Genomic DNA, 21,328 nt, shown 5'->3' on the forward strand with positions numbered 1-21,328 from the left:
AGATGAAACTAGCATTCTTCACAAATTTTATAAACCATCATCAAACCCCTCTTGCAGACGAATTATATTCGATTTTAGGAAAGAATTATACAATGGTTACTTTCGAAAAAGTTCCCGAAAAGTTTTTAAAAAGAGGATATATAGATTACTCTGATAAAGTATATCTTTTAAAGGCGTACCTAAATGAAGAGAATTTAAATCTTGCAAAAAAAATCATCCAAACATATGATGTCATAGTATGGGGGGATGCACCAGAAGAACTAATTTATGACAGAATCAAATTAAACAAATTGGTCTTCCGTTATACAGAGAGATTTATAAAAAAAATAGATAGAAGAGTATTAAGTTTAAATTATTGGAAGGATTTATATAATAAACATACTATTTTTAAAAATAATAATGTTTATGTATTAGCGGCCAATGCCTTTCAAAGATTTGACACTAAAATAATTGGATCGTACCCTGGAAAAGTATTAAAGTGGGGATATTTTATTGAAGTACCTAATTTAAATATTGAACAGATCCAAAAAAAGCAGCAAAGTGAAAAAATATCTATATTATGGTGCGCAACTTTCTCAACAGTCAAGCATCCTGAATTAGTAATAAAATTAGCATATCAATTGAAAATAGAAAAAATAGATTTTTCAATTGATATGTATGGCAATGATGGAGGAATAATGTCAGAGATAAAACAACTCATAAAAAGTTTTGATGTCGAAGATGTTGTCAATTTGTGTGGTAACGTGAGCAATATTGAAATGCAAAAAATCATGCAATCTCATCAGATATATTTATTTACGAGTGATTATGGTGAAGGATGGGGAGCTGTTTTGAGTGAAGCAATGGGAAATGGATGCTGTGTTATTGCTTCAGATGCTGCGGGTGCTACAAAATTTTTAGTTAAAGATAGCTACAATGGTTACACCTTTCGTTTTGGGAAGTTCTCTGATCTTTTAAATAAAACAAAAAGTTTAATTTATAACCCTAATTTAAGAACCAAATATGCTATTAATGCTTATAGAACAATGTATGATGTATGGTCGCCTCAAAACGCTGCAAAAAAATTGATCACTTTATCTAGTGATATTCTAAATGGCAAAATTAAATACCCAGAATCAGGTCCCTGTAGTTTAAGTGAGCTTAATATACCAAATTTTGTTCCAATAATTACACCTATAATTAAACGAAAACTTGAGAAATTATTCAAATGAGAAATATACTTTTTTTCTACCCTCATGAATTTATCCCCGAGATGGGAGGTGTTGAGAGAGTTTCGTATTCTTTGATTAAAGGTTTAACAAGTATTGGATACAAAATAATTTGCTTACATCGATATAATTCATACAAATACAAAATTTCTGGAGTTAATAAGATTTATTACCTACCAATTAAGGAGGATTTGTTTTGTAAAGAAAACATAACATTCTATCAAGATATACTTGATCTGAACAATATTGATGTAGTAATAAATCAACACGGTTTGTATGAAGGTACTTATTTTGTTAATAATATTAATGGACGCAATGTTAAAATTATATCAGTTCTACATAGCAACCCTCTACAATCTTTTAAATATCTATACAATGATTTAAGTACACTAAGAAATAATACATTTAAAGAAAAGATAAAAAGGATAGTTAGATGTATAATTTATCCATATGTAAGAAATAAAATCTGGCAATCAATAAAAAATCACCATGATTTTCTATTAGTAAATAAACATAGAGTTTGTGTTTTATCAGATTCATATAAAAATGTTTTAAAATCAATAGACCAAAGATATAAATATGGAGATTTTTCATTTGCAATACCCAATCCTAATACATATTTGGATTTGAATCTAAATATGAATGAGAAAGAGAATACCGTATTATTTGTTGGACGTATAGACAATAGATCAAAAAAAATTTTCACTCTTTTGGATATTTGGGAAAATATAGATATAGATGATTGGAAATTGGTTATTGTAGGAGATGGTCCCGATAAAAAAGAAGTAGAAAAGAAAGCTAATAAAATAAAAAATATAGAAATGGTAGGATTTAAAGTACCGGATGAATATTACAAAAAAGCATCTATTTTTTGTATGACTTCTATTTTTGAAGGATTTCCAATGAGTTTGACAGAAGCTATGCAGAACGGATGCGTTCCTATAATTTTTGGTTCATTTCCTGCTGCATATGATATAATTAAGGACCAAGAAAGTGGAGTAATAGTCAAACCATTTAATAAAATAAAATATAGAAAAGAACTTCGAAATATAATGTGCAATAAAGATAAAAGAATGTTTATGTCACAAAAAGCTAAAGAAAGTGTCAATAAATACAACATAGACAATATATTAAAATTATGGACAAGCGAAATAGAAAGATAAAATCAATACTATTAATATTGAAGGAACCATTCCTTGACAGAATACCAAGCTTAAAAACATTAATAATGTTTTTGGCAGAAAACGGAATACAGGTTTCAATCATAACATCTGAATCCAAAAAATTTACAGTAAATTCTTTTAGTCACAAGAATATTTTCTTCTACAAAGTTAAGGAAAGAAGTACTCTCTTTGAATTACCAACATCTATAAAAGTATATATTAAATCTTTATTATTCTCTTTTACTCATAAAATCGATTATATAATAGGAGGTGACTCTATAGGCAATATTATCTCATCAAGGTTGTGTTCATTACTCGGAAAAAAACATATTAACTTTCAGTTAGAATATCCGCAAATAATAACAGAGAAGCACCCATTTCTTAATAGATTACAAAAGTTAGAAAACAAGGCTATTGAGAAATCCAGCTATATAATTACCCACGATAAATGGCATAAGCAATTTCTATTAGAACATTTTAAACTCAACAAAGATAGCATACTCTTACTTCCGAACTCATCATTCACACCTGAAGTATGTATTAATAGTAATTTTCTCCAAGAACGACTTAATATTTCTAATAAAAGGATAGTACTGCATTCCGGTGGATTTGGGAAATGGTTTAAGTGTAAAGAACTTGCAGAATCTACAGAAAGCTGGAATGACAATATTAAGTTAGTTTTCCATATAAGCCATAAATTAGAAGGAGACCCCTATTTTGAAACAATATACCAAACAAATTACGGAGGAAAAGTTTTATACTCTTTAAATCCTGTTTCAACATTCGAATTAGATAAATTAGTTGCTTCGGCTGATATTGGCATTGCCTTATATTCAGAAAAAGATTTGGGATATAGAGCAACATATATGGGATTAGCAGCTGGGAAAATAGGTAATTATTTAAAATGTGGAGTACCAGTAATAGCAACCAAATTACCATCTTTAACTTATATAGAAGAATACCAATGTGGTATCTTAATTGAATGTGAAAAAGATATAGCAAATGCTATAAATGTAATTATATCAAATAGAAATATGTATTCTGAGAATGCTTACCGTTGTTATCGGGAGTTATGGTATCCAGAAACGTACCTATCAATCATACAAAAGGAATTATTATGACCATTCTTATAAGCATTCCCTGCTTACTAACAGGCGGTACAGAAATACAGACCCTTAACCTAATACGGGCCTTGGCTGCAGATCGTCATCGAGTCGTAACTGTATGCTATTTTGAGTACAGTTTGGAAATGGTTACTCGATTCCAAGAGGCAGGAAGTGAAGTGGTTTGTCTGAGTAAAGAAGGAAGACGCATCAGAGGTTGGAAAGGAATCATCTTCCTCTACAAAGGGCTGCGAAAGGTATTAAAGCAATACCGCCCGGAGGTGGCACACGTACAATACATGGCACCGGGAGCAATTCCGATTCTGCTGTTACGTCTGTTAGGCATGCGTCAAATCATAGCAACCGCACATACGGCAGCCGACATTTATTCGAGCCTGCGACTGGTACACTTCATTCAGCAATATTGTGTACGGGTATTTACCTGCATCACAGAGTTGGCGGAACGTTCATTCTTCGGAACTTCCCTGCTTTATACCGAACAAACTCAACTGAAAAAACGAAATCACTTCACGATATATAATGCTCTGCCTATGGGTATTTCCATATCCAAACAATCTAAAAGCCAGAACCACCCATTGACAATTGGTGTCGTCAGCCGCTTGGAAGGCATCAAAGGAATGGATTTGGTGGTGCCTGCCTTTGCACAAGTAAAAGCATGTCACCCGGAAATGCAACTGCTGATAGTCGGTGATGGAAGTCTGCGAAAACAGATGGAGGAGCAGGCGCACAAAGCAGGATTGGAAGAGGCTGTAGAGTTTGCAGGACGGCAACCACAAGAAAAGTTAGTAAGCTACTACGACCGCATAGATATCCTGCTGATGCCTTCACGAAGCGAAGGCTTTGGACTGACAGCCATTGAAGGCATGGCACGTGGTTGCGTCGTCGTAGCTGCTCATACCGGCGGTTTACCGGAAGTGATACGGGATGGAGAAGTGGGCTTGCTTCACAAGCCGGAACAAGTAGAGGATTTGGCTGCCCAAATCAATAGATTGATAGAACAGCCAGCCCTTTGGAAACAGTTCTCCAATAAAGCAACCACGTACGTACAACGATTCAGCTTCGAACGTTTTAGTCAATTATTTAATAACTTATATCAAAAAATAGGATATAAGTACTAAGCTCTTTAGTTTTTGAGTCCATTATTTATTGTCATACTTCAACTCAAAACTAAGAAACTTAAAAACTCAAAAACTTACAAACTCACATTATGATTTTACTCAATTATCTCTACTTCCTGATAATCACATTTATCGGTTACAAATGGTTGACTTCCTCGGGAGGAACCATGACGAACCCATTAAACCAACAGGAACAAATGTGGCTGGACGGTCCCGAAAGATTCTGGGTACTGACCTTTTCTACAGGTTTACTCGCTCTTTCCGCCCCGGCAGGGTTAGATTTAATGGCAATCCGACTATTAGTATTGGAGATATTCTGCCTGATTGGAATATTTATCTGTAAACGCAAGTCTCAATGGACAGCCGCTTCCATTATTTATGTTGTGTTCATTCTTTGGTTAGTCATTGGGGTAACTTACAGCCCCTCACCCGGATACGGTTTCCGGGTCATCCTTAAATACCTCTATCCCTTACTCATCATGCTATTTGCATCAGCGGCAGTACGTGATACAGAAGTATTCCTAAAAGCAGGACTAGGAGCACGTATGGTGGCAATAGTTTCCATAGTGGTAGCCTTTATTCCCATGTTAGAATGGATACTATTTCCAGGGGTATTCTGGTATGGAACCGCAAAAGCTATTAACTTTATATCCATGTGCGTATTCTCGCTGGCTCTTTTTTACTATACGGATGAAAAAAAGAAAAACCTTTTTTACGCCATCTTATTTATGATTCCTTGCTTTATCTGGGTATTCAGAACCTCTATTATGGGCAGTTTAGTTGCCATTATGGCATTCTATTTCATCAAATATAGGATGCGCTCTTTACCCATCATAGCCGGGATACTGATAGCCGGTGTAATGGCAGTATTCTTTATCCCCTCCTTACACCAGAAAATGTTTAAAGACAGTTCAACCAATATTGAGCAGTTCAAAAGTGGCAGTGTCAGTATGGACGATGTAAACACCAATGCACGGGCAGCTATGTGGGAACATTTGGAAAACAAATTTTATCAAGACCATGAAATAACAGGTTCTGGGACAGGTTCTGTACAGCATTACATGTATACTAACCGTATATTTGGTGGACTTAAAGTTCCCCATAGTGATTTTGTACAAATGCGTTGTGATAATGGTCTAATCAGCCTTATATTATATGCGATGATTGTATTATTAGTTTTTTATGACTGTTTCAGAACCCATCATTCCACTAACAGTGCAGGTGTAAAAATATGTTCGATTGTAGCCGGAGCATCCATGATGGGAGTATTTGTAACCTTATATTCTGATAATGTAGTCAATTACTCAATGGCCACCTTATCTATGCCATTCGGCTTTTACGGAATGATGTTAGGACTTAAACAAAATGAGAAAAAATGATTTCAATTATAATTCCTTTATACAATAAAGAGCATAGCATTGCTTCCACACTCCAAACGGTACTGAACCAAACCTTTCAAGACTTCGAGATTATCATTGTGAATGATGGTTCAACGGATCACAGTATAGATGAGGTAAGTAAAATAACCGATTCTCGCATCCGCCTGATTAACCAAACCAACGCAGGCGTATCGGCTGCACGCAACCGGGGAATTGAAGAAGCGAAAGGAGAATTCATTGCTTTCCTCGATGCAGATGATGAATGGAAGCCAGATTATTTGAAGACTCAATACGAACTCGCACAGAAATATCCGGAATGCAGTGTATTTGCCTGTAACTATGAATTTAAAGATGCAAAAGGGAAAGTGACGCCCACCATTATCCGAAAGCTCCCTTTTAAAGGTAAAGATGGCATTCTTTCCAATTACTTTGAAGTAGCCAGTTGTTCCCATCCGCCCATTTGTTCTATTACTATTATGGTAAAAAAAAGAGTCATACAATCTATTGGTGGTTTTCCTATCGGTGTTAAATCCGGAGAGGATTTATTAACATGGGCCCGATTGGCTGTTAATGGGGAAATAGCCTATAATAAACAGGCTTATGCAATCTTTAATGTAGAAGGATATTCTATAAGTGAAAAACCTAAAAGGATACCTGCCGAGCAGGATATTGTAGGACAGGAATTGAAAGCATTACTTAAAGCACATCCAAGTAAGGGATTAAGATTATACAACGCATTGTGGCATAAGATGAGAAGTTCAATTTACCTGAGATTAAAAATGCGTAAACAAAGTATTCGGGAAGCACTTATCTCTATCAGGTATAATCCCTTAAATTATAAACTATATATATATATAGTATTAAATCTACTTCCTGTAAAAATATAATTTAAAAAAGATGTTAGCACCTATCATCATTTTTGCATTTAATCGACCTGAAGCGTTGAAAAGGCTAAAAAAATCATTAGTTTCAAACTTCTTATATAAAGAATCAGAGAAATTTGTATTTATAGATGGCCCACGTAACGAGAATGATCAGAATAAAATAAATGCTGTTGTAGAAATAGCCCAAACAATTACTTCAAATGTGACTGTCTCTACAGCCAATAAAGGGTTAGGAACTTCTATTATTACCGGTGTAAGCTCAGTTCTTCAAAAATATGAGAAAGCAATCATATTGGAAGATGACCTTATATGCACTCCCAATTTCCTATCTTACATGAATCAAGCTTTGGATTTTTATGAGAAAGATGACCGTATTATTTCTGTTTGTGGTTATGGACTGAAAATAAAACGTCCGAAGAATTATGTAGGAGATGTTTATTTATCCGGTAGATCTTCTTCATGGGGATGGGCTACCTGGAAAGACAGATGGGAGCAAATTGATTGGAACATGAAAGACTGGAAGGAATTTTCTTCAAACCCACAAAGAATCAAAGCATTTAATAGAAACGGCAGCGACATGTTTTCTATGCTGGAAGATTACATGGAAGGAAGAAATAAATCCTGGGCTATACGGTTCTGCTATAATCAATTTAAATCAGGGAAATATGCGGTCTGTCCCTTTTTATCCAAGGTCAACAATGAAGGCTTTGGCGAAGAAGCAACGAACTGTAAGCAACAATATTCACGTTTTAAAGTGAATATTGATCAATCAGGAAGCACCGATTTTTTGTTTGATCCACAGATTTCGCCAAACAAACAAATTGAAAAAGAATGTTATCACTATCATTCTATAAAGATGAGAATATACAGTAAGATTAGAAATATGCTTCGATTCTAATTTATGAATCGGGAATACACAAAAAAATAAAGACGTTATGAGAGCATTCAATGAATTAAAAATAGCGGTTGCCGGTACCGGTTACGTGGGATTGAGTATCGCTACCTTGTTAAGCCAACACCATGAAGTAATAGCGGTCGATATCGTATCGGAAAAGGTGGAGAAAATCAACCATAAGATTTCTCCAATCGCAGACAAAGAGATAGAAGAGTTCCTGAAATATAAAAACCTCAACCTTAAAGCTACAACTCTGGCAGAGGAAGCCTATAAAGATGTGGATTTTGTAGTGGTTGCTGCACCGACCAATTATGATCCAAAAAGGAACTTTTTCGACACCTCATGTGTTGAAAATGTGATAGAATTGGTGAAACGGGTAAATCCGGAAGCCATCATGGTAATTAAAAGTACAGTTCCGGTTGGCTACACAGAGAGTATACGGCAGAAAATGAACACAGATAACATTATTTTCTCACCTGAGTTTTTACGGGAAAGCCGTGCGCTATATGATAACCTGCATCCCAGCAGAATTATTATTGGAAGACCGGAAGGAGATAAACGATTGGACGAAGCAGCTCATACTTTTGCCTCTCTGCTACAAGAAGGTGCCATCAAAGAGAATATTGATACGCTATTCATGGGATTGACAGAAGCAGAAGCTGTGAAATTATTTGCCAACACTTATCTGGCTCTCCGTGTCAGCTATTTCAATGAGCTGGATACATATGCAGAAATGAAAGGATTGGATACCCAATCCATTATCAACGGCGTATGTTTAGATCCTAGAATTGGTAATTTCTACAATAATCCCAGTTTTGGATATGGAGGCTATTGCCTACCCAAAGATACCAAACAGTTGTTGGCAAACTATGCAGATGTACCTGAAAACCTGATACAGGCAATTGTAGAAAGTAATCGGACACGCAAAGACTTTATTGCAGACCGGGTACTGAATATGGCGGGATATTATGATTATTACAACCGGGGAGATTATGCTCCTGATGAAGAAAGAAAATGTGTGATAGGAGTCTATCGGCTTACTATGAAATCAAACAGTGATAATTTCCGGCAATCGTCTATTCAGGGAGTAATGAAAAGGATAAAGGCGAAAGGAGCAACAGTTATCATCTATGAACCGACATTGGAAAACGGAAGTACATTCTTCGGATCGCAAGTAGTAAATGATTGGGATGAATTTAAATCGAATTCTCAGGTTATCATAGCGAATCGCTTGGATGATTGTCTGAATGAAGTAAAAGAAAAGGTTTATACACGGGATCTTTTCAGCAGAGACTAATGAATGTATGAAAATACTACTCGTCCATAACGACTACGGGAAATACTCCGGCGAAGAAGCCGTGGTTAACCAATTAGTGGCACAATGTAAGCTACATATGGGCACGAAGTGGCACAATTACAGCAAACGAAGCAGAAAGCAAGAAGAACCAAACTGATATAAAACGAAGCAATGCAGAACCGTATAATTCAAAATAATAATCATGCAGGAAACTCAAAAACGAATGGGAATTTGCTCTTCACTTTACCAATTGTATCGTTTACATGCAAAAACGACATTTAAGAACATATTCAATAAATTTTAAACAATAAATCAAGTAAAAATCATAATAGGACTATACAGATAGTTCATTTTAAAGATATATGCCATCTTAAAATGAAATTCCAATCTATATAATACTATATAAATAAATTCTTATTATAGTCAAATTAGATAACAATATAACTATGTATTCTATAGTACTCATTATCCCTTATTTTGGAAAGTTTGATAATATTTTTGATTTATGGTTGGAGTCTTGTAAGATAAATAGTAGTATTGATTATATTATTATTACAGATATTCAAGTTAATTATAATCTTCCTGCCAACGTTAAAATTATAAAGTATTCTTTTGATGAGCTAAGAAATAAGATTCAAAAATTATACGACTTTAAAATCTCGTTAAATACTCCATATAGATTGTGTAATTTTAAACCGGCATATGGTGAAATATTTGAGGATAAAATAAAAAAATATGATTATTGGGGGTTTTGTGATGTGGATCTTATATGGGGAAATATAAGACACTTTCTACCATCAAATATGGACTTTGATAAAATCGGATCTTATGGCCATTTTTCACTTATAAAAAACACGTATAAGAATAATAGAATTTATAGATATAAAGATGCTTATAAAATCGCATTTTCCAATGATTTACCATTATTTTTTGATGAAGTAACATTCAATATAATATGTTCAAAACTTCATTTAACTACATTCAACTTAAAAATCGCCAACTTATATCCCAGATTAAAGAACTTCTATATAACATCTGAAAAAGAAACTGGTATATTTAGAAAGAATATTTTTAGTTGGGATAACACCAAAGGTTTATTTGCAATCAGTAAAAATAATGATGATTTTGAAGTAAGAGAATATGCATATGTTCATTTTCTAAAAAGACCAATAACGAATAAGGTTACGGATTACAAATCTTTTATTATAGTACCAAACACAATAATAAATTCTTCCGATGGATATGAAAAACTTTATAGAAAATACTGTAAAAATGGATTGTTTATATCCTATTGGAAAAATAGTTTTAGATGGCATAACTTTAAAGAAAGGCTTATTTTTAGAATTTATAAAAATAAGGTTGTAAGAACCCTTATATCAGAAATGAATAAGTTAGTAGAATAAATTGTATTTTGATATTAAGCCACCCTATTGAATCAAAAATAGTCTACAATAAAAAATTAGTTAAGATTTATCATATTGAATATTAATACAATAATTGATTACTATATGAATAAAAAATATATCGTCAAAGAAAAAATTACAAATTAGATTAATAAATTGAATATTTATTATGCATTTGAATCTGGATAACATCATGAAGAATAATCATTATGAAAATTCTACTCGTCCATAACGACTACGGGAAATACTCTGGCGAAGAAGCCGTGGTTGACCGACTGGCGGCTATGTGGGCTGCACACGGATATGAAGTAGCGCAACTGCGTCAATCAACCGCTGGTAGCCGAGAAAGCCTGACGGGCAAAATACGAGGATTCTGTGCAGGACTGTATTGTCCCAGTGGAGTGAAAGCGATGCGGGAGGCACTGCAACGGGAGAAGCCGGATGTGGTGAACGTACACAACCTATATCCTTTCATCAGCCCGGCTGCGCTGTTTGAATGTAAGAAAGCAGGAGTTCCGGTAGTGATGACCGTACACAATTTCCGACTGGTCTGCCCAACAGGACTGTTTATGCGGAACGGAAGGCCTTGTGAACTATGCTTAGAGAAGGGAAATGAATGGGGATGCGTGCGGTATAACTGCGAACGCTCACTACTGAAATCGGTGGGCTATGCAGCCCGTAATGCGGTGGCACGGCTGACTAAAGCATACATTGGATGTGTAGATAAGTTTGCCTGTATCACTGAATTTCAACGAAAGAAGCTGATAGAAGCGGGATTTGCAGCAGACAGGATCACCGTTATTCCTAACAGCATGGAGGCTCCTGCTAGTTATACTCCTTCAATAGGAAACTATGTGGCATACATCGGACGTTTGAGTTATGAAAAAGGATTTGATCTGCTGATAGAAGTGGCACGCAGACATCCGGAAATAGCATTCCGTTTTGCCGGAGCACAACGAAGTGCTACAAATATAGAGATTCCGGAAAATGTCAATTTCATGGGGTATCTACATGGAAAAGAACTGGAAGACTTTATTCGCAACAGCCGTTTTATAGTAATGCCAAGCCGATGTTATGAAGGTTTCCCCATGGCTATTCTGGAGGCTGCCCAATATGGCAAACCAAGTATTGGACCGGATCATGGAGGATTTACAGAAATCATCGGGAAGGGAGAAAAGGCTATCGGACGGCTATTTATTCCGAATGATATGGCTGACTTGGAACAACAGATTGCCACACTTTGGGAACAGCCGAAAATGGTAGAAGAATTAGGAGAAAAGGCTTTTCGGAAGTTGCAACAGGAGTATGCGACGGAGGTGGTGTATGGGAAATGGAATGAATTGGTTGAGGGGTTAAGGTTGAAGGATAAAGGATGAGGGATGAGGGATGAGCGTTGAGGGTTTAGAGTTGAGAACTGAGGGATAATTCAGCATAATGAATGATAGATGCTTTAAACCATAAACACTAAACCTTAAACTTTTATATACCACAGAGTTGCACAGAGTAAAATATAAATCCAAGTGAATTCCGTGCAATTCGTTCCTTAAACCATAAACACTAAACCATAAACTTTAGATCACCACAGAGCTTATATAAAGGATTTTATAAATAATGAAACAAACAACTAACAGATTAGCAGGGCTTGATATTATACGGTGTTTTGCCATTTTTTCGGTAATAGCAGGACACTTCTTTGTGTTAAACACACCTTTTAGGGAAACCATTTTTGACGTTTCTGGGATGTTTGGACAAGGATTAGTCTATCTGTTGTTTAATGCAACAGGAGTACCGTTGTTCATTATGATGACAGGCTATCTGAATGCACATAAAGTAGAATGTAACCGGAAGTATTATAAGGGAATGGGGAGAGCATTGATCTCGTATCTGCTGTTTTCAGTTATTACCATCCTATTCCGGAAGTATTATCTGCATGAAAATTTATCGTGGATTCAGTGGGGTCTGAAAATTCTGGACTTCTCAGCAATTCCCTACGGTTGGTATATCGAGATGTGGATTGGCCTGTATTTGTTAACACCGTTCCTAAACCTGCTGTACAAGGCTATCCCGACTCAAAAACAAAAGCTCATTTTATTGGTGACATTATATGTACTGACAGCCTTACCGGACTTACTGAACCGATACGGGCTACATCTGGTACCGGGATTCTGGCAATCGGTCTTTCCGCTGACTTACTTCTTCATCGGCAGATACATACGAGAATATGAGCCTGAATTGAAAGGGAAAAAGATACTAGTAGCCATTATAGCCATTTTAGCGATATGCGCTATTAATCCGTTATTTAACTTGCTTTTTGTAAAAGAACATACCATGATTCAGATAGCAGGAGGATCGAACGGAGTTTTCGGAACCATTGTAGCGGTACTGACTTTTATATTGCTTTATAAGATTGATATCCGGAACGTATGGACAAAAAAGGTGCTGACACGTATTTCGCTGCTTTCATTAGACATGTATCTGTGCTGCTATATCTTCGACAAAATATTTTACCCATACTTTATCGATCGGCATTTTGTCGATCAGGCTCAATTCGGCATCTATTTCTTTGTAATAGTTCCACTGGTATTTGTGGCCTCTCTGCTAACTGCACAAGTGAAAGAGTGGATTAATTTACTGTTTACCCGAAAAAAATCCGCTTCACTTACGTGCCATAATGCTTAACACACTCTATTCAAAGAATTAAATTTCAAAAGTTTAGAAAAAGAAAAATATGATACAAGCAAAACAAAGAATTGATTTTATCGATTTAGTTAAAGGATGGGTGATTTTCTTAGTGATTTGGGTACATACCGATCATCCGTCATGGGTAACTGTAGACTTTGTCAATTCAGCATTCTTCCTATTATCGGGACTGTTTTTCAAAAAATATGAGTTTGGGACATTTTCAACCAAACAAGTCAACAGTTTGCTTATCCCCTTTATTTTTTTCTACCTGATTTCTTATCCGTTCCGGATTGTGCTGCATTATTGGGATTTCAGAACTTTAGAATCTTTTGACTGGGGATGCATCCTTGATATTTTTGATTCTGCAAGCCGTTCTGACTATCTATTTATCAATGTTCCCTTGTGGTTCATTTTATGTATATTCTTCGTCAGATATTACTATTGGCTGATATGTAAAGCTCCTAAATGGATTCTATTAGGCATAGCCATACTCTTATTCATGCTACGCGAACAAATTAATTCGATAGCAACACCCTTTATGATAAACAATGCAGCCTATTGGTTAGGGTTCTTCATCGTAGGTAATCTATCATCCAAGTGGTTAACGTCAGAAAATAAAAAGAGTAAGATAAGTGCCATTGGAATAACAGGATTATTGGGGCTTATACTGTATATTGCAGAAGCACAGATAGAATCGGACTTTTTACCCAATGCAATCACGCATGTTGAACGTCTTTCACTGATTATCTTCACCATCCTGATATTTTCTTTCATTCGAACGAAATATCTGGCTCCACTGAAATTTATGGGAGAAAACACACTGACGATATTGGGATACCATTTTTTTATACTGATACCTCTATCTCGATTGTCACACAAAATAAGTGGAGGTGAGGTATATCCTTATCTGATAGGTTTGCCTTGTTCTATATTGACTGCAATTGTTTTGTATTTCATCATCAAGTTTTCAAATAAATATATACCAGCCCTTGTAGGGAAAGGAAATCTAATAAAATAATTACAATATGCAAACGTATTTCAACATCCGATATGAATTTGACCGCAAGACGGTGTGGGAACGCATCGACCGACAGGTGAAGGATGGAAAGGCGGACTACATCTGCGTGGCGGACGGAGTGATTCTGGACCACGCAAACCGGAACCCGGAATACCTGAAGGTGGTGAACGGGGGAATGTTCGCCATCTGCGACAGCAGCTATGTGCCGCTGTACCTGAAGTGGATCTATGGAAAAAGGTATGAACAGTACTGCGGAAGCCAGATCTTCAGGGACATCGTGGCGGGACGGAAGTATCGCATGATTTTCATGGGGACTTCGCAGGAGACACTGGACGGGCTGCGCAACAAGCTGGCGGAGATGAATCCGGAGGTGAAGGGAATGAAGTTTATAGAGTTGCCCTTCAGAAAGGTGGAGGACTTTGACTACCCGGAGATAGCACGCACCATCGAGGAGGACGGGGCGGACATCGTATGGGTGGCCTTGGGAGCACCGAAACAGGAGATCTTTATGAGTCTGCTGAAACCGCACCTGAAACGGGGGGTGATGATAGCGGTAGGGGCTGCCTTTAAGTTCTACAGCGGAACAGACGTGCAGCGGGCACCGGAATGGATGGTGAAGCATCATCTGGAGTTTGTGCACCGCATCTACAAGGAACCGAAGAAGCAGCTGAAACGTTGCTGGGGCATTGTGTCGACACTGCCCGGACTGCTGTGGGGAGAATGGAGAAGGAGCAAGAAGCAACCGAAGGTAAGGGCATGAGGAAGGAACTGATAAGGCTGGCTTGCATCGTGGCTGTGCTGACGGGGTTATGCCGGATGACAGCAGTGGCACAACCGGCCATCCCGGCGGGTCAGGTGGACCTGTTTATGGGGGTGGACTTCAACTACCGGGATCTGTTTCACAACGGAAGGGTGTATGACTTTCTGATAAACCTGACGCCGGGCGTGAAATGGAACATGGGGAAAGGATGGCAGGCGACGGCGCAGGCGATGGTGCCGGTGGTGAACCAGTATGGGGCGTACTACAAACGGGTGAGGCTGAACATGGCGGCCCTGTCGAAGGAAGCGCACTGGGGGGAACGGTGGTACCTGAGGGTGACGGGTGGTCTGTTTGACGACGAACGCTACGGCGTGGATGCGAAGGGCATGTACGTGGTGAACCGGGCACTGGCACTGGAGGCGCAGGCGGGCCTGACGGGTTTCTGCTCGATGGCTACGGGATGGGCTGCCAGCACGCCGGAACGGGTGATCGCACTGGTGGGTGCGAATGTGTATCTGAACCGCTGGAACACGCAGTTCAGGGCGCGGGGCGGACGGTTTCTGTACGAGGACTATGGGGGGGTGGCAGAGGTGATGAGACACTTCAGGCACTGCACAGTGGGTGTGTACGGACAATATAGTGACAAAGGAAAGGCGAACGGAGGATTCAAGGTGATCATGATGATTCCACCCTATAAGCTGAAGAGACGGAAGGTAAACGTAAGACCGGCAACGAACTTCCGACTGACGTATAACCAGCAGGGCGATGCGTATGCCAACGCCATGTATCGGACGGATCCGGAGGAGAACGAAAGGGAAGGATGGTTTGGCCTCACCCCCGTCCCCTCTCCCAAGGAGAGGGGGGAGGAGCGGATTGAGGATTAATCTGTGATAATCTGAGTAATCTGTGATAAATTAAATTAGGCACGGATGACACGGATAACACAGGTTTTATTTTTCCTCTGTGAAACTCTGTGTCCTCTGTGGTGAATTAAGGTTGAGGGAGGCTTAAATTAAAAATTAAAAGTGAAAAATTAAAAGTTTGGAGTTGAGGGTTTAGGGTTTAGAGTAGTCAATGTATTGGCTCTAACTTCTTTAACTTCTTAACTCCTTAACTTCTTAACTCCTTAACTCCTTAAAATAACGATTGTGAAAAAAATAGATATCTATAGAATAGTGATAGGGCTGTGTCTGCTGATGCTGGGAAAGACGGCGGGGGCACAGGAATATAGCGGCATTACGGGCATGGTGCATGTGCCGACGGCGGAAATGGCTCCGGAGGGAGAGGCACGGATAGGCGTGTTCTTCCTGAACAGGGAGTTTACGCCGGACAACCTGAAATGCGAGGGAGCGAAGTATCATACGGCTGATTATTTTCTGGCCATCACGCCGTTTCCGTGGATTGAGCTGTCGTACACCTGTACGCTGATGAAGGGTATCAGCAATGCGGGGGAAGTGGGTTATAACATGAAGGACCGTTACTTCTCGGTAAAGGTGCGACCGCTGAAGGAGGGAAAATGGTGGCCGGCAGTGGCCATCGGTACGCAGGACCCGGGAAGAACCATCGAATCGTATGAAGGGAACCTGACGTACTTCCAGAACTACTACGTGACGGCCAGCAAGCACTTCGTGAAGCACGGGCATGAGCTGGGGGTGCACCTGGCTTACCGCTACTTCCGCGACACGACTCCCAACCGGAAATGGAAAGGAGTGGCGGGAGGCATCACGTACCGGCCGGCATTTGCCAGGAATTGGCGTGCCATAGCTGAATATACGGGTAACGAGGTGAATATGGCGGTGGACTGCAAGCTGTGGAAGTATCTGTTCCTGCAGGCATCGCTGCTGAATGGGAAGTATTTCTCGGGAGGGATGTGCTTCAAGATACAGTTGATGTGAGAAAATGAAGAATGAAGAATGATGAATGAAGAATGAAGAATTTTAATACATAGGCTACTAGCAACGCTAAACCTTTATTCAACACAGATTACGCAGATTATCGCAGATTAAAAATCCATGTTTTTCCGTGTAATCCGTGCCTGAAAAACCATTAATCATTAATCATTAACCATTAATCATTATCCATTCTCCATTCTCCATTCTCCATTAATCAACTTGCAAAACTTAGAAACATACATCTCAATATATAAATACAATTAACTGTTTATTTACTAATTTTTTAAAACCAAACAACATGAAAAAGTTTATGAATTTTGGAGTGCTGACACTCCTGGGAATGGCACTGACGTTCGGTATGACCTCATGCAGTGACGATGATCCGGATTACAGCAACGTGACTCCGCCAACGGTAGAACTGGCTAAGGCTAACATAAGTGGTATGGTTACCACCATAGGAGGCAAACCGATTGCTGGTGCTGAAGTGACTGCCAAACTGGGTAACACTACACTGAGCGCAACAACCAATGCAGACGGTGAGTATACGCTGGAAGGACTGGCTGAAAACGGTACGTACACCATGACAGCTACGGCTAGTGGTAAGCAAAGCGTGACTGGCAGTGTGACTGTGAACAAAGGCGAAACTGCTGCATGGAACACCAGACTGTCTAACGAGGCTACAACTGTCAGCGTAAGCCAGACGGAAGAGACCAGCGTGGAAATAGTAACGGAAACTCTGGAGAATAACGAAGAGGCTCAGGTGACAACTGTAACCGTTATTCCGGCTGCTGCTGTAGAGGAGGGTGAGGAAATCATCGTAACACCGGTATACAGCACGGACTATGTGGCTACAAAGGCTGCTACTACCAAGGACTTCATGGTGATGGGTATCAACATCAGTTGCAGCAATCCGAATGCAGTGCTGAAGGCTCCTATCAAACTGACTTTCGACCTGACTGACGACGTTATAGCTCAGATCAAGCCGATGAAGGAAGTAAACGGAAGCTGGGTAGAGGCTGAAGTTACGGAAGAAGGTGAAAAGGTGGTGTTCACGGTAGATGCATTCACGACTTACTCGCTGTTTATCAACGCTACACTGAACCAGAACGCATCGACTGAAGCAATCAGCTTTGTACAGGCTGAGTATGACAACCTGTATGGTGCAAGCGAAATGAGCGTAGGTACAGCTACTTATACGTACAAGATGGGATCGGAAATCGGACAGCACAGCAACTTGCTGGGTGCTTATCTGGCAGAAATCCTGGCACAGCAGATGGCGGGTTCGACTGTAAAGACTGTGAACGGTTCGTATGAGATCAACGTAACTCTGCCGATAGGTACTGCTCTGACACTGAGCGGTAAGCAGGCTGTAGAAACGACTTCGATTGCTGCCGGTTCGACTACTGTATCGGGTAAGAGCTATGGTAAGGTTAGCGTAACAGCCAACACTTACAACCGTCAGCATAACGGTGGTACGAATTAATGAGGAGTGAAGGATGAGGGGGTGAAAAATGAGGGTTTATGGTTGAGAGATGAGGGGTGAGAGTTGAGGGTTTATGGTTGAGAGATGAGGGATGAGAGTTGAGGGTTTATGGTTGAAAGATGAGGGTTGAGAGTTGAGGGTTTATGGTTGAGGGATGAGGGGTGAGAGTTGAGGATTGAGAGAGCAGATGGCGAAGGCTGAAGAGAGCAACATGTGCTTCGGATTGTCGCAGATTAAAAATATAAAAATCCGTGCCATCCGCGTCTAAAATATCTCTCCCCCACCACCCCAACCATTTTTCATTACCCCCTAAACATTAAACCCTAAACCCTCAACCCTAAACTCTCAACCCTAAACCCTAAACCTCCCTCCCCCCTAAGCCCCCCTATAAAGTAGTGCCCGAAACGGACGGAAGATGTGTTCTGACACATGTCTTCGGCCTGTTTCGGGCACTTTTTGTATCGGTACTACCCTACCCTGTCAGGACTTCTGCCGGTGGAAGAGCCAGCGGAGGATGGACGCAGGTATGGTGTGGGTAAAGGAGTTGACCTCGTCGCTACGTTCGTCGACACGGGCATAGTACTGGGCGGCATCCTTGTCGGACAGAACACCGTCGGTCTGCATCTGACGGATGACCCGGCGTTCGTTGCTGAGCATCATGCGGATGGCTTTCTGCGTAAGGGCATGGTTGTAGGCCTTGGGGAAGTCGGCGGACAGACGGCTGATGACGCGGTTCATGCTCTCGATGTTGTGCTCGATCTCGCGGCGGAGGGTTTGCAGAAGAGCAGCCTGTCCGGACTGGACGACTCCGGAGGAGACGAGTTCGTCGAGCAGTTTCAGGTCTTCGCGCTGCAGGATGATGAAGCCACGGCCAAGGTCGTAGATGACCATGATGCGTTCGCGGAAATAGAAGCCTGCCCAACGGCTGAAGTAGGGTAACTTCTGCACCCGGTAGAGTGCCCGCGTACGGCTACAGAAATTGAAGATGGAGTGGCGCACGTCGAGCGGATAGGAACCGTCGTGGTCGTAGAGTTCGTCGAGTGAGTTCATCAGGCGCCGGAATGCGGTTTGCGAGATGATGCCTTCTTCGTAGATTTCGCGGCTGAATGCTTTTTCGCGGTCGAGCAAGCGCAGGCGGAGTTCGGCCAATACGTCCTGGGTACGGGCTTTTTCGAGACGGGTTGTATCGGGCTGGGGAGCGATGTAGCGGGCGACTTTCTTCCAGTTGGCACCGGCCAGGGGTTCGCGTCCCTGCAGACGGTCGAAATACTTCTCGGAGCTCTCGCGGATGCGTTCCTGCACCAGGCGTTCCATCAGGATGCGGGCGGAAGGAACGTGTGTCAGGCCAAGTTTGCCGAGCAACCAGCGGGTGGTGGTGGCGTTGACGCAGAGGGTCAGCGTAACGATGCCGGCTGTGAAGAACAGTACCTGACTGCGGATGGACTCGGGGATGGCGGGAGTGTAGGACACCATGAGGGCAAGGGTAAGGCCAAGTGCTCCGCGCAGACCGCCCCAGGTAAGGATGAAGGACTCGCGACGGTTAAGGCCATAGCCCAGACGCTTCATCAGCGGGTAAAGCAACATGATCATGACGAAGCGGAACAGGTTGAGCGCAACGTAAAGGAGGAGCAGGATGGCGAAATGGGACCATGAGAAATCGACCTTGACGGCGATGACTACACCTACGATGATGAACACCAGCGTGTTGGCCATATAGGTGAGCAGTTCCCAGAAGGTTTCCATAAACTCGTTGACACGGGGTTTCAGGCGGGGCTTGCCGATGTAGGTCACGGTGAGTCCGAAGGCTACCAGGGCGATGACACCCGAGAGGCCCAGGTAGTACTGCGAAAGGATGAACACCAGGTAGGCGGCCAGAATGATGACACTGTTCTGCACCAGTTCTTCGGAATTGACACGGGTGATGAACCAGATGACCAGACGGGCGGCCATATAGCCCAGCAGGACACCGCCTGCCACAACCTGTATGAACTGCATGACGGGAGACAGCTCGCTTTGTCCGGCTGCGGTGTAGACTCCGAAGAAGAGCATGAAGCAGACGATACCGGTGCCGTCGTTGAGCAGGGATTCGGCATCGACCAGGGTGGAAAAGCGTTTGCTGGTCTTCAGCTCGTGAAGCAGGGCTACCACGGCTACGGGGTCGGTGGCACTGATCAGGGCTCCGAACATGAGGGCAAAGGCCCACGTCCACTGCTCGTAACCGGGCACTACGTAACGGATGCCTACCAGCAGCAGGGCGGTAAGCACCATGCAGATGATCAGTCCGGGAACGGCCAGCAGGGCTGCATTGGCAAGGGTCTTCTTGAAGATGTGAAGATTGAGTTCGTAGGCTGCATCGAAAATGAGTACGGGCAGAAAGATGTAGAGGATAAAGTCGGGGTTGATGTTGGCTACACCGACCAGGGCTTCTTCCAGGCGGGGAATGGCGTGGAACAGACCGTTACGGTCGGCCAGACCGACTAACAGACCGACTGCAAACAGGGCTACCGTGTAGGGAACACGCGAATGGCGCAGCAACGACTTCAGCAAGGCACCGACCAGAAGACCGCCGATGGCAAGCAGCAGGGGCATGAGAAATGAGAATTCTTCCATAATGTGTGTGTTTTTGAATAGAAGTTAGAGAAGTTAAAGAAGTTAGAGAAGCTAAATGAGTTAAAGAAGTTAGAGAAGTTAAAGGAGTTAGAGAAGTTGGAGAAGTTAGAGAAGTTACAGGAGTTAGAGAAGTTAGAGAAGTTAAAGAAGTTAGAGAAGCTAAATGAGTTAAAGAAGTTAGAGAAGTTAAAGGAGTTAGAGAAGTTGGAGAAGTTAGAGAAGTTACAGGAGTTAGAGAAGTTAGAGAAGTTAGAGAAGTTAGAGCCAATACATAGACTACCCTAAACCCTAAACACTAAACACTAAACGTTCAACGCTCAACCTTAAACTTTTCAACTCTCCATTCTCAATTATCCATTCTCCATTATCCATTAATCATTAACCATTAACCATTAATCATTAACCATTAACC

General features: G+C 40.8%; 18 protein-coding genes. 17 read left to right on the plus strand and 1 reads right to left on the minus strand.

Features of this window, described 5'->3' with window-relative positions:
- The first annotated feature begins 2 nt into the window (after positions 1 to 2).
- From BQ5591_RS17785 to BQ5591_RS17860, 16 genes are all read left to right on the plus strand, one after another.
- A complete protein-coding gene (locus tag BQ5591_RS17785) occupies positions 3 to 1,211 on the plus strand; it encodes a glycosyltransferase family 4 protein (protein ID WP_071150359.1) in 1,209 nt (402 codons plus the stop codon).
- Positions 1,208 to 2,371 (plus strand): glycosyltransferase, encoded by a 1,164-nt coding sequence (locus BQ5591_RS17790; RefSeq protein ID WP_071150360.1) that lies wholly within the window; start codon positions 1,208 to 1,210, stop codon positions 2,369 to 2,371. The genes BQ5591_RS17785 and BQ5591_RS17790 overlap by 4 nt, the downstream gene beginning before the upstream one ends.
- On the plus strand, positions 2,347 to 3,492 hold the full coding sequence (locus BQ5591_RS17795) for a glycosyltransferase family protein (RefSeq protein WP_159434512.1): 1,146 nt from the start codon (positions 2,347 to 2,349) through the stop codon (positions 3,490 to 3,492). Before BQ5591_RS17790 ends, BQ5591_RS17795 begins: the two co-directional genes overlap by 25 nt.
- On the plus strand, positions 3,489 to 4,613 hold the full coding sequence (locus BQ5591_RS17800) for a glycosyltransferase family 4 protein (protein ID WP_071150362.1): 1,125 nt from the start codon (positions 3,489 to 3,491) through the stop codon (positions 4,611 to 4,613). The genes BQ5591_RS17795 and BQ5591_RS17800 overlap by 4 nt, the downstream gene beginning before the upstream one ends.
- Positions 4,614 to 4,702: 89 nt before the next feature.
- A complete protein-coding gene (locus BQ5591_RS17805; protein WP_071150363.1) occupies positions 4,703 to 5,992 on the plus strand; it encodes an O-antigen ligase family protein in 1,290 nt (429 codons plus the stop codon).
- Positions 5,989 to 6,879 carry a glycosyltransferase family 2 protein gene (locus BQ5591_RS17810; RefSeq protein ID WP_071150364.1) on the plus strand — a complete coding sequence of 297 codons (891 nt, stop codon included), beginning with the start codon at positions 5,989 to 5,991 and terminating at the stop codon, positions 6,877 to 6,879. The genes BQ5591_RS17805 and BQ5591_RS17810 overlap by 4 nt, the downstream gene beginning before the upstream one ends.
- A gap of 10 nt (positions 6,880 to 6,889) precedes the next feature.
- Complete coding sequence (locus BQ5591_RS17815) at positions 6,890 to 7,774, plus strand: glycosyltransferase (protein ID WP_071150365.1); 885 nt, start codon at positions 6,890 to 6,892, stop codon at positions 7,772 to 7,774.
- A 37-nt stretch (positions 7,775 to 7,811) separates the two neighbouring features.
- A complete protein-coding gene (locus tag BQ5591_RS17820) occupies positions 7,812 to 9,068 on the plus strand; it encodes a nucleotide sugar dehydrogenase (protein WP_071150366.1) in 1,257 nt (418 codons plus the stop codon).
- A gap of 446 nt (positions 9,069 to 9,514) precedes the next feature.
- Positions 9,515 to 10,471 carry a DUF6625 family protein gene (locus tag BQ5591_RS17825; protein ID WP_071150367.1) on the plus strand — a complete coding sequence of 319 codons (957 nt, stop codon included), beginning with the start codon at positions 9,515 to 9,517 and terminating at the stop codon, positions 10,469 to 10,471.
- A gap of 209 nt (positions 10,472 to 10,680) precedes the next feature.
- The gene (locus BQ5591_RS17830; protein ID WP_071150368.1) at positions 10,681 to 11,847 is read left to right on the plus strand and encodes a glycosyltransferase family 4 protein; all 1,167 of its coding nucleotides are present in this window, start codon (positions 10,681 to 10,683) and stop codon (positions 11,845 to 11,847) included.
- Between the two features lie 235 nt (positions 11,848 to 12,082).
- Complete coding sequence (locus BQ5591_RS17835) at positions 12,083 to 13,150, plus strand: acyltransferase (protein WP_083381023.1); 1,068 nt, start codon at positions 12,083 to 12,085, stop codon at positions 13,148 to 13,150.
- A 49-nt stretch (positions 13,151 to 13,199) separates the two neighbouring features.
- Positions 13,200 to 14,171 (plus strand): acyltransferase family protein, encoded by a 972-nt coding sequence (locus tag BQ5591_RS17840; protein ID WP_071150369.1) that lies wholly within the window; start codon positions 13,200 to 13,202, stop codon positions 14,169 to 14,171.
- Positions 14,172 to 14,178: 7 nt separating this feature from the next.
- Positions 14,179 to 14,931, plus strand: coding sequence for a WecB/TagA/CpsF family glycosyltransferase (locus BQ5591_RS17845; protein ID WP_071150370.1), 753 nt, complete (start codon positions 14,179 to 14,181; stop codon positions 14,929 to 14,931).
- Positions 14,932 to 14,987: 56 nt separating this feature from the next.
- A complete protein-coding gene (locus BQ5591_RS17850) occupies positions 14,988 to 15,815 on the plus strand; it encodes a YjbH domain-containing protein (RefSeq protein WP_235817140.1) in 828 nt (275 codons plus the stop codon).
- A 279-nt stretch (positions 15,816 to 16,094) separates the two neighbouring features.
- Positions 16,095 to 16,826 carry a YjbH domain-containing protein gene (locus BQ5591_RS17855; RefSeq protein ID WP_071150812.1) on the plus strand — a complete coding sequence of 244 codons (732 nt, stop codon included), beginning with the start codon at positions 16,095 to 16,097 and terminating at the stop codon, positions 16,824 to 16,826.
- A 295-nt stretch (positions 16,827 to 17,121) separates the two neighbouring features.
- Complete coding sequence (locus BQ5591_RS17860; RefSeq protein WP_071150372.1) at positions 17,122 to 18,306, plus strand: carboxypeptidase-like regulatory domain-containing protein; 1,185 nt, start codon at positions 17,122 to 17,124, stop codon at positions 18,304 to 18,306.
- Positions 18,307 to 18,786: 480 nt separating this feature from the next.
- Here BQ5591_RS17860 and BQ5591_RS17865 read toward each other — a convergent pair whose 3' ends face one another.
- Positions 18,787 to 20,916 carry a cation:proton antiporter gene (locus BQ5591_RS17865; protein WP_071150373.1) on the minus strand — a complete coding sequence of 710 codons (2,130 nt, stop codon included), beginning with the start codon at positions 20,914 to 20,916 and terminating at the stop codon, positions 18,787 to 18,789.
- Positions 20,917 to 21,012: 96 nt separating this feature from the next.
- On the opposite strand from BQ5591_RS17865, the gene BQ5591_RS17870 reads away from it, so the two are divergent.
- On the plus strand, positions 21,013 to 21,201 hold the full coding sequence (locus BQ5591_RS17870) for a hypothetical protein (protein ID WP_071150374.1): 189 nt from the start codon (positions 21,013 to 21,015) through the stop codon (positions 21,199 to 21,201).
- Positions 21,202 to 21,328 lie beyond the last annotated feature (127 nt).

Origin of the sequence: Bacteroides ndongoniae (assembly GCF_900108345.1) — a bacterium.
GTDB classification, from domain to species: domain Bacteria; phylum Bacteroidota; class Bacteroidia; order Bacteroidales; family Bacteroidaceae; genus Bacteroides; species Bacteroides ndongoniae.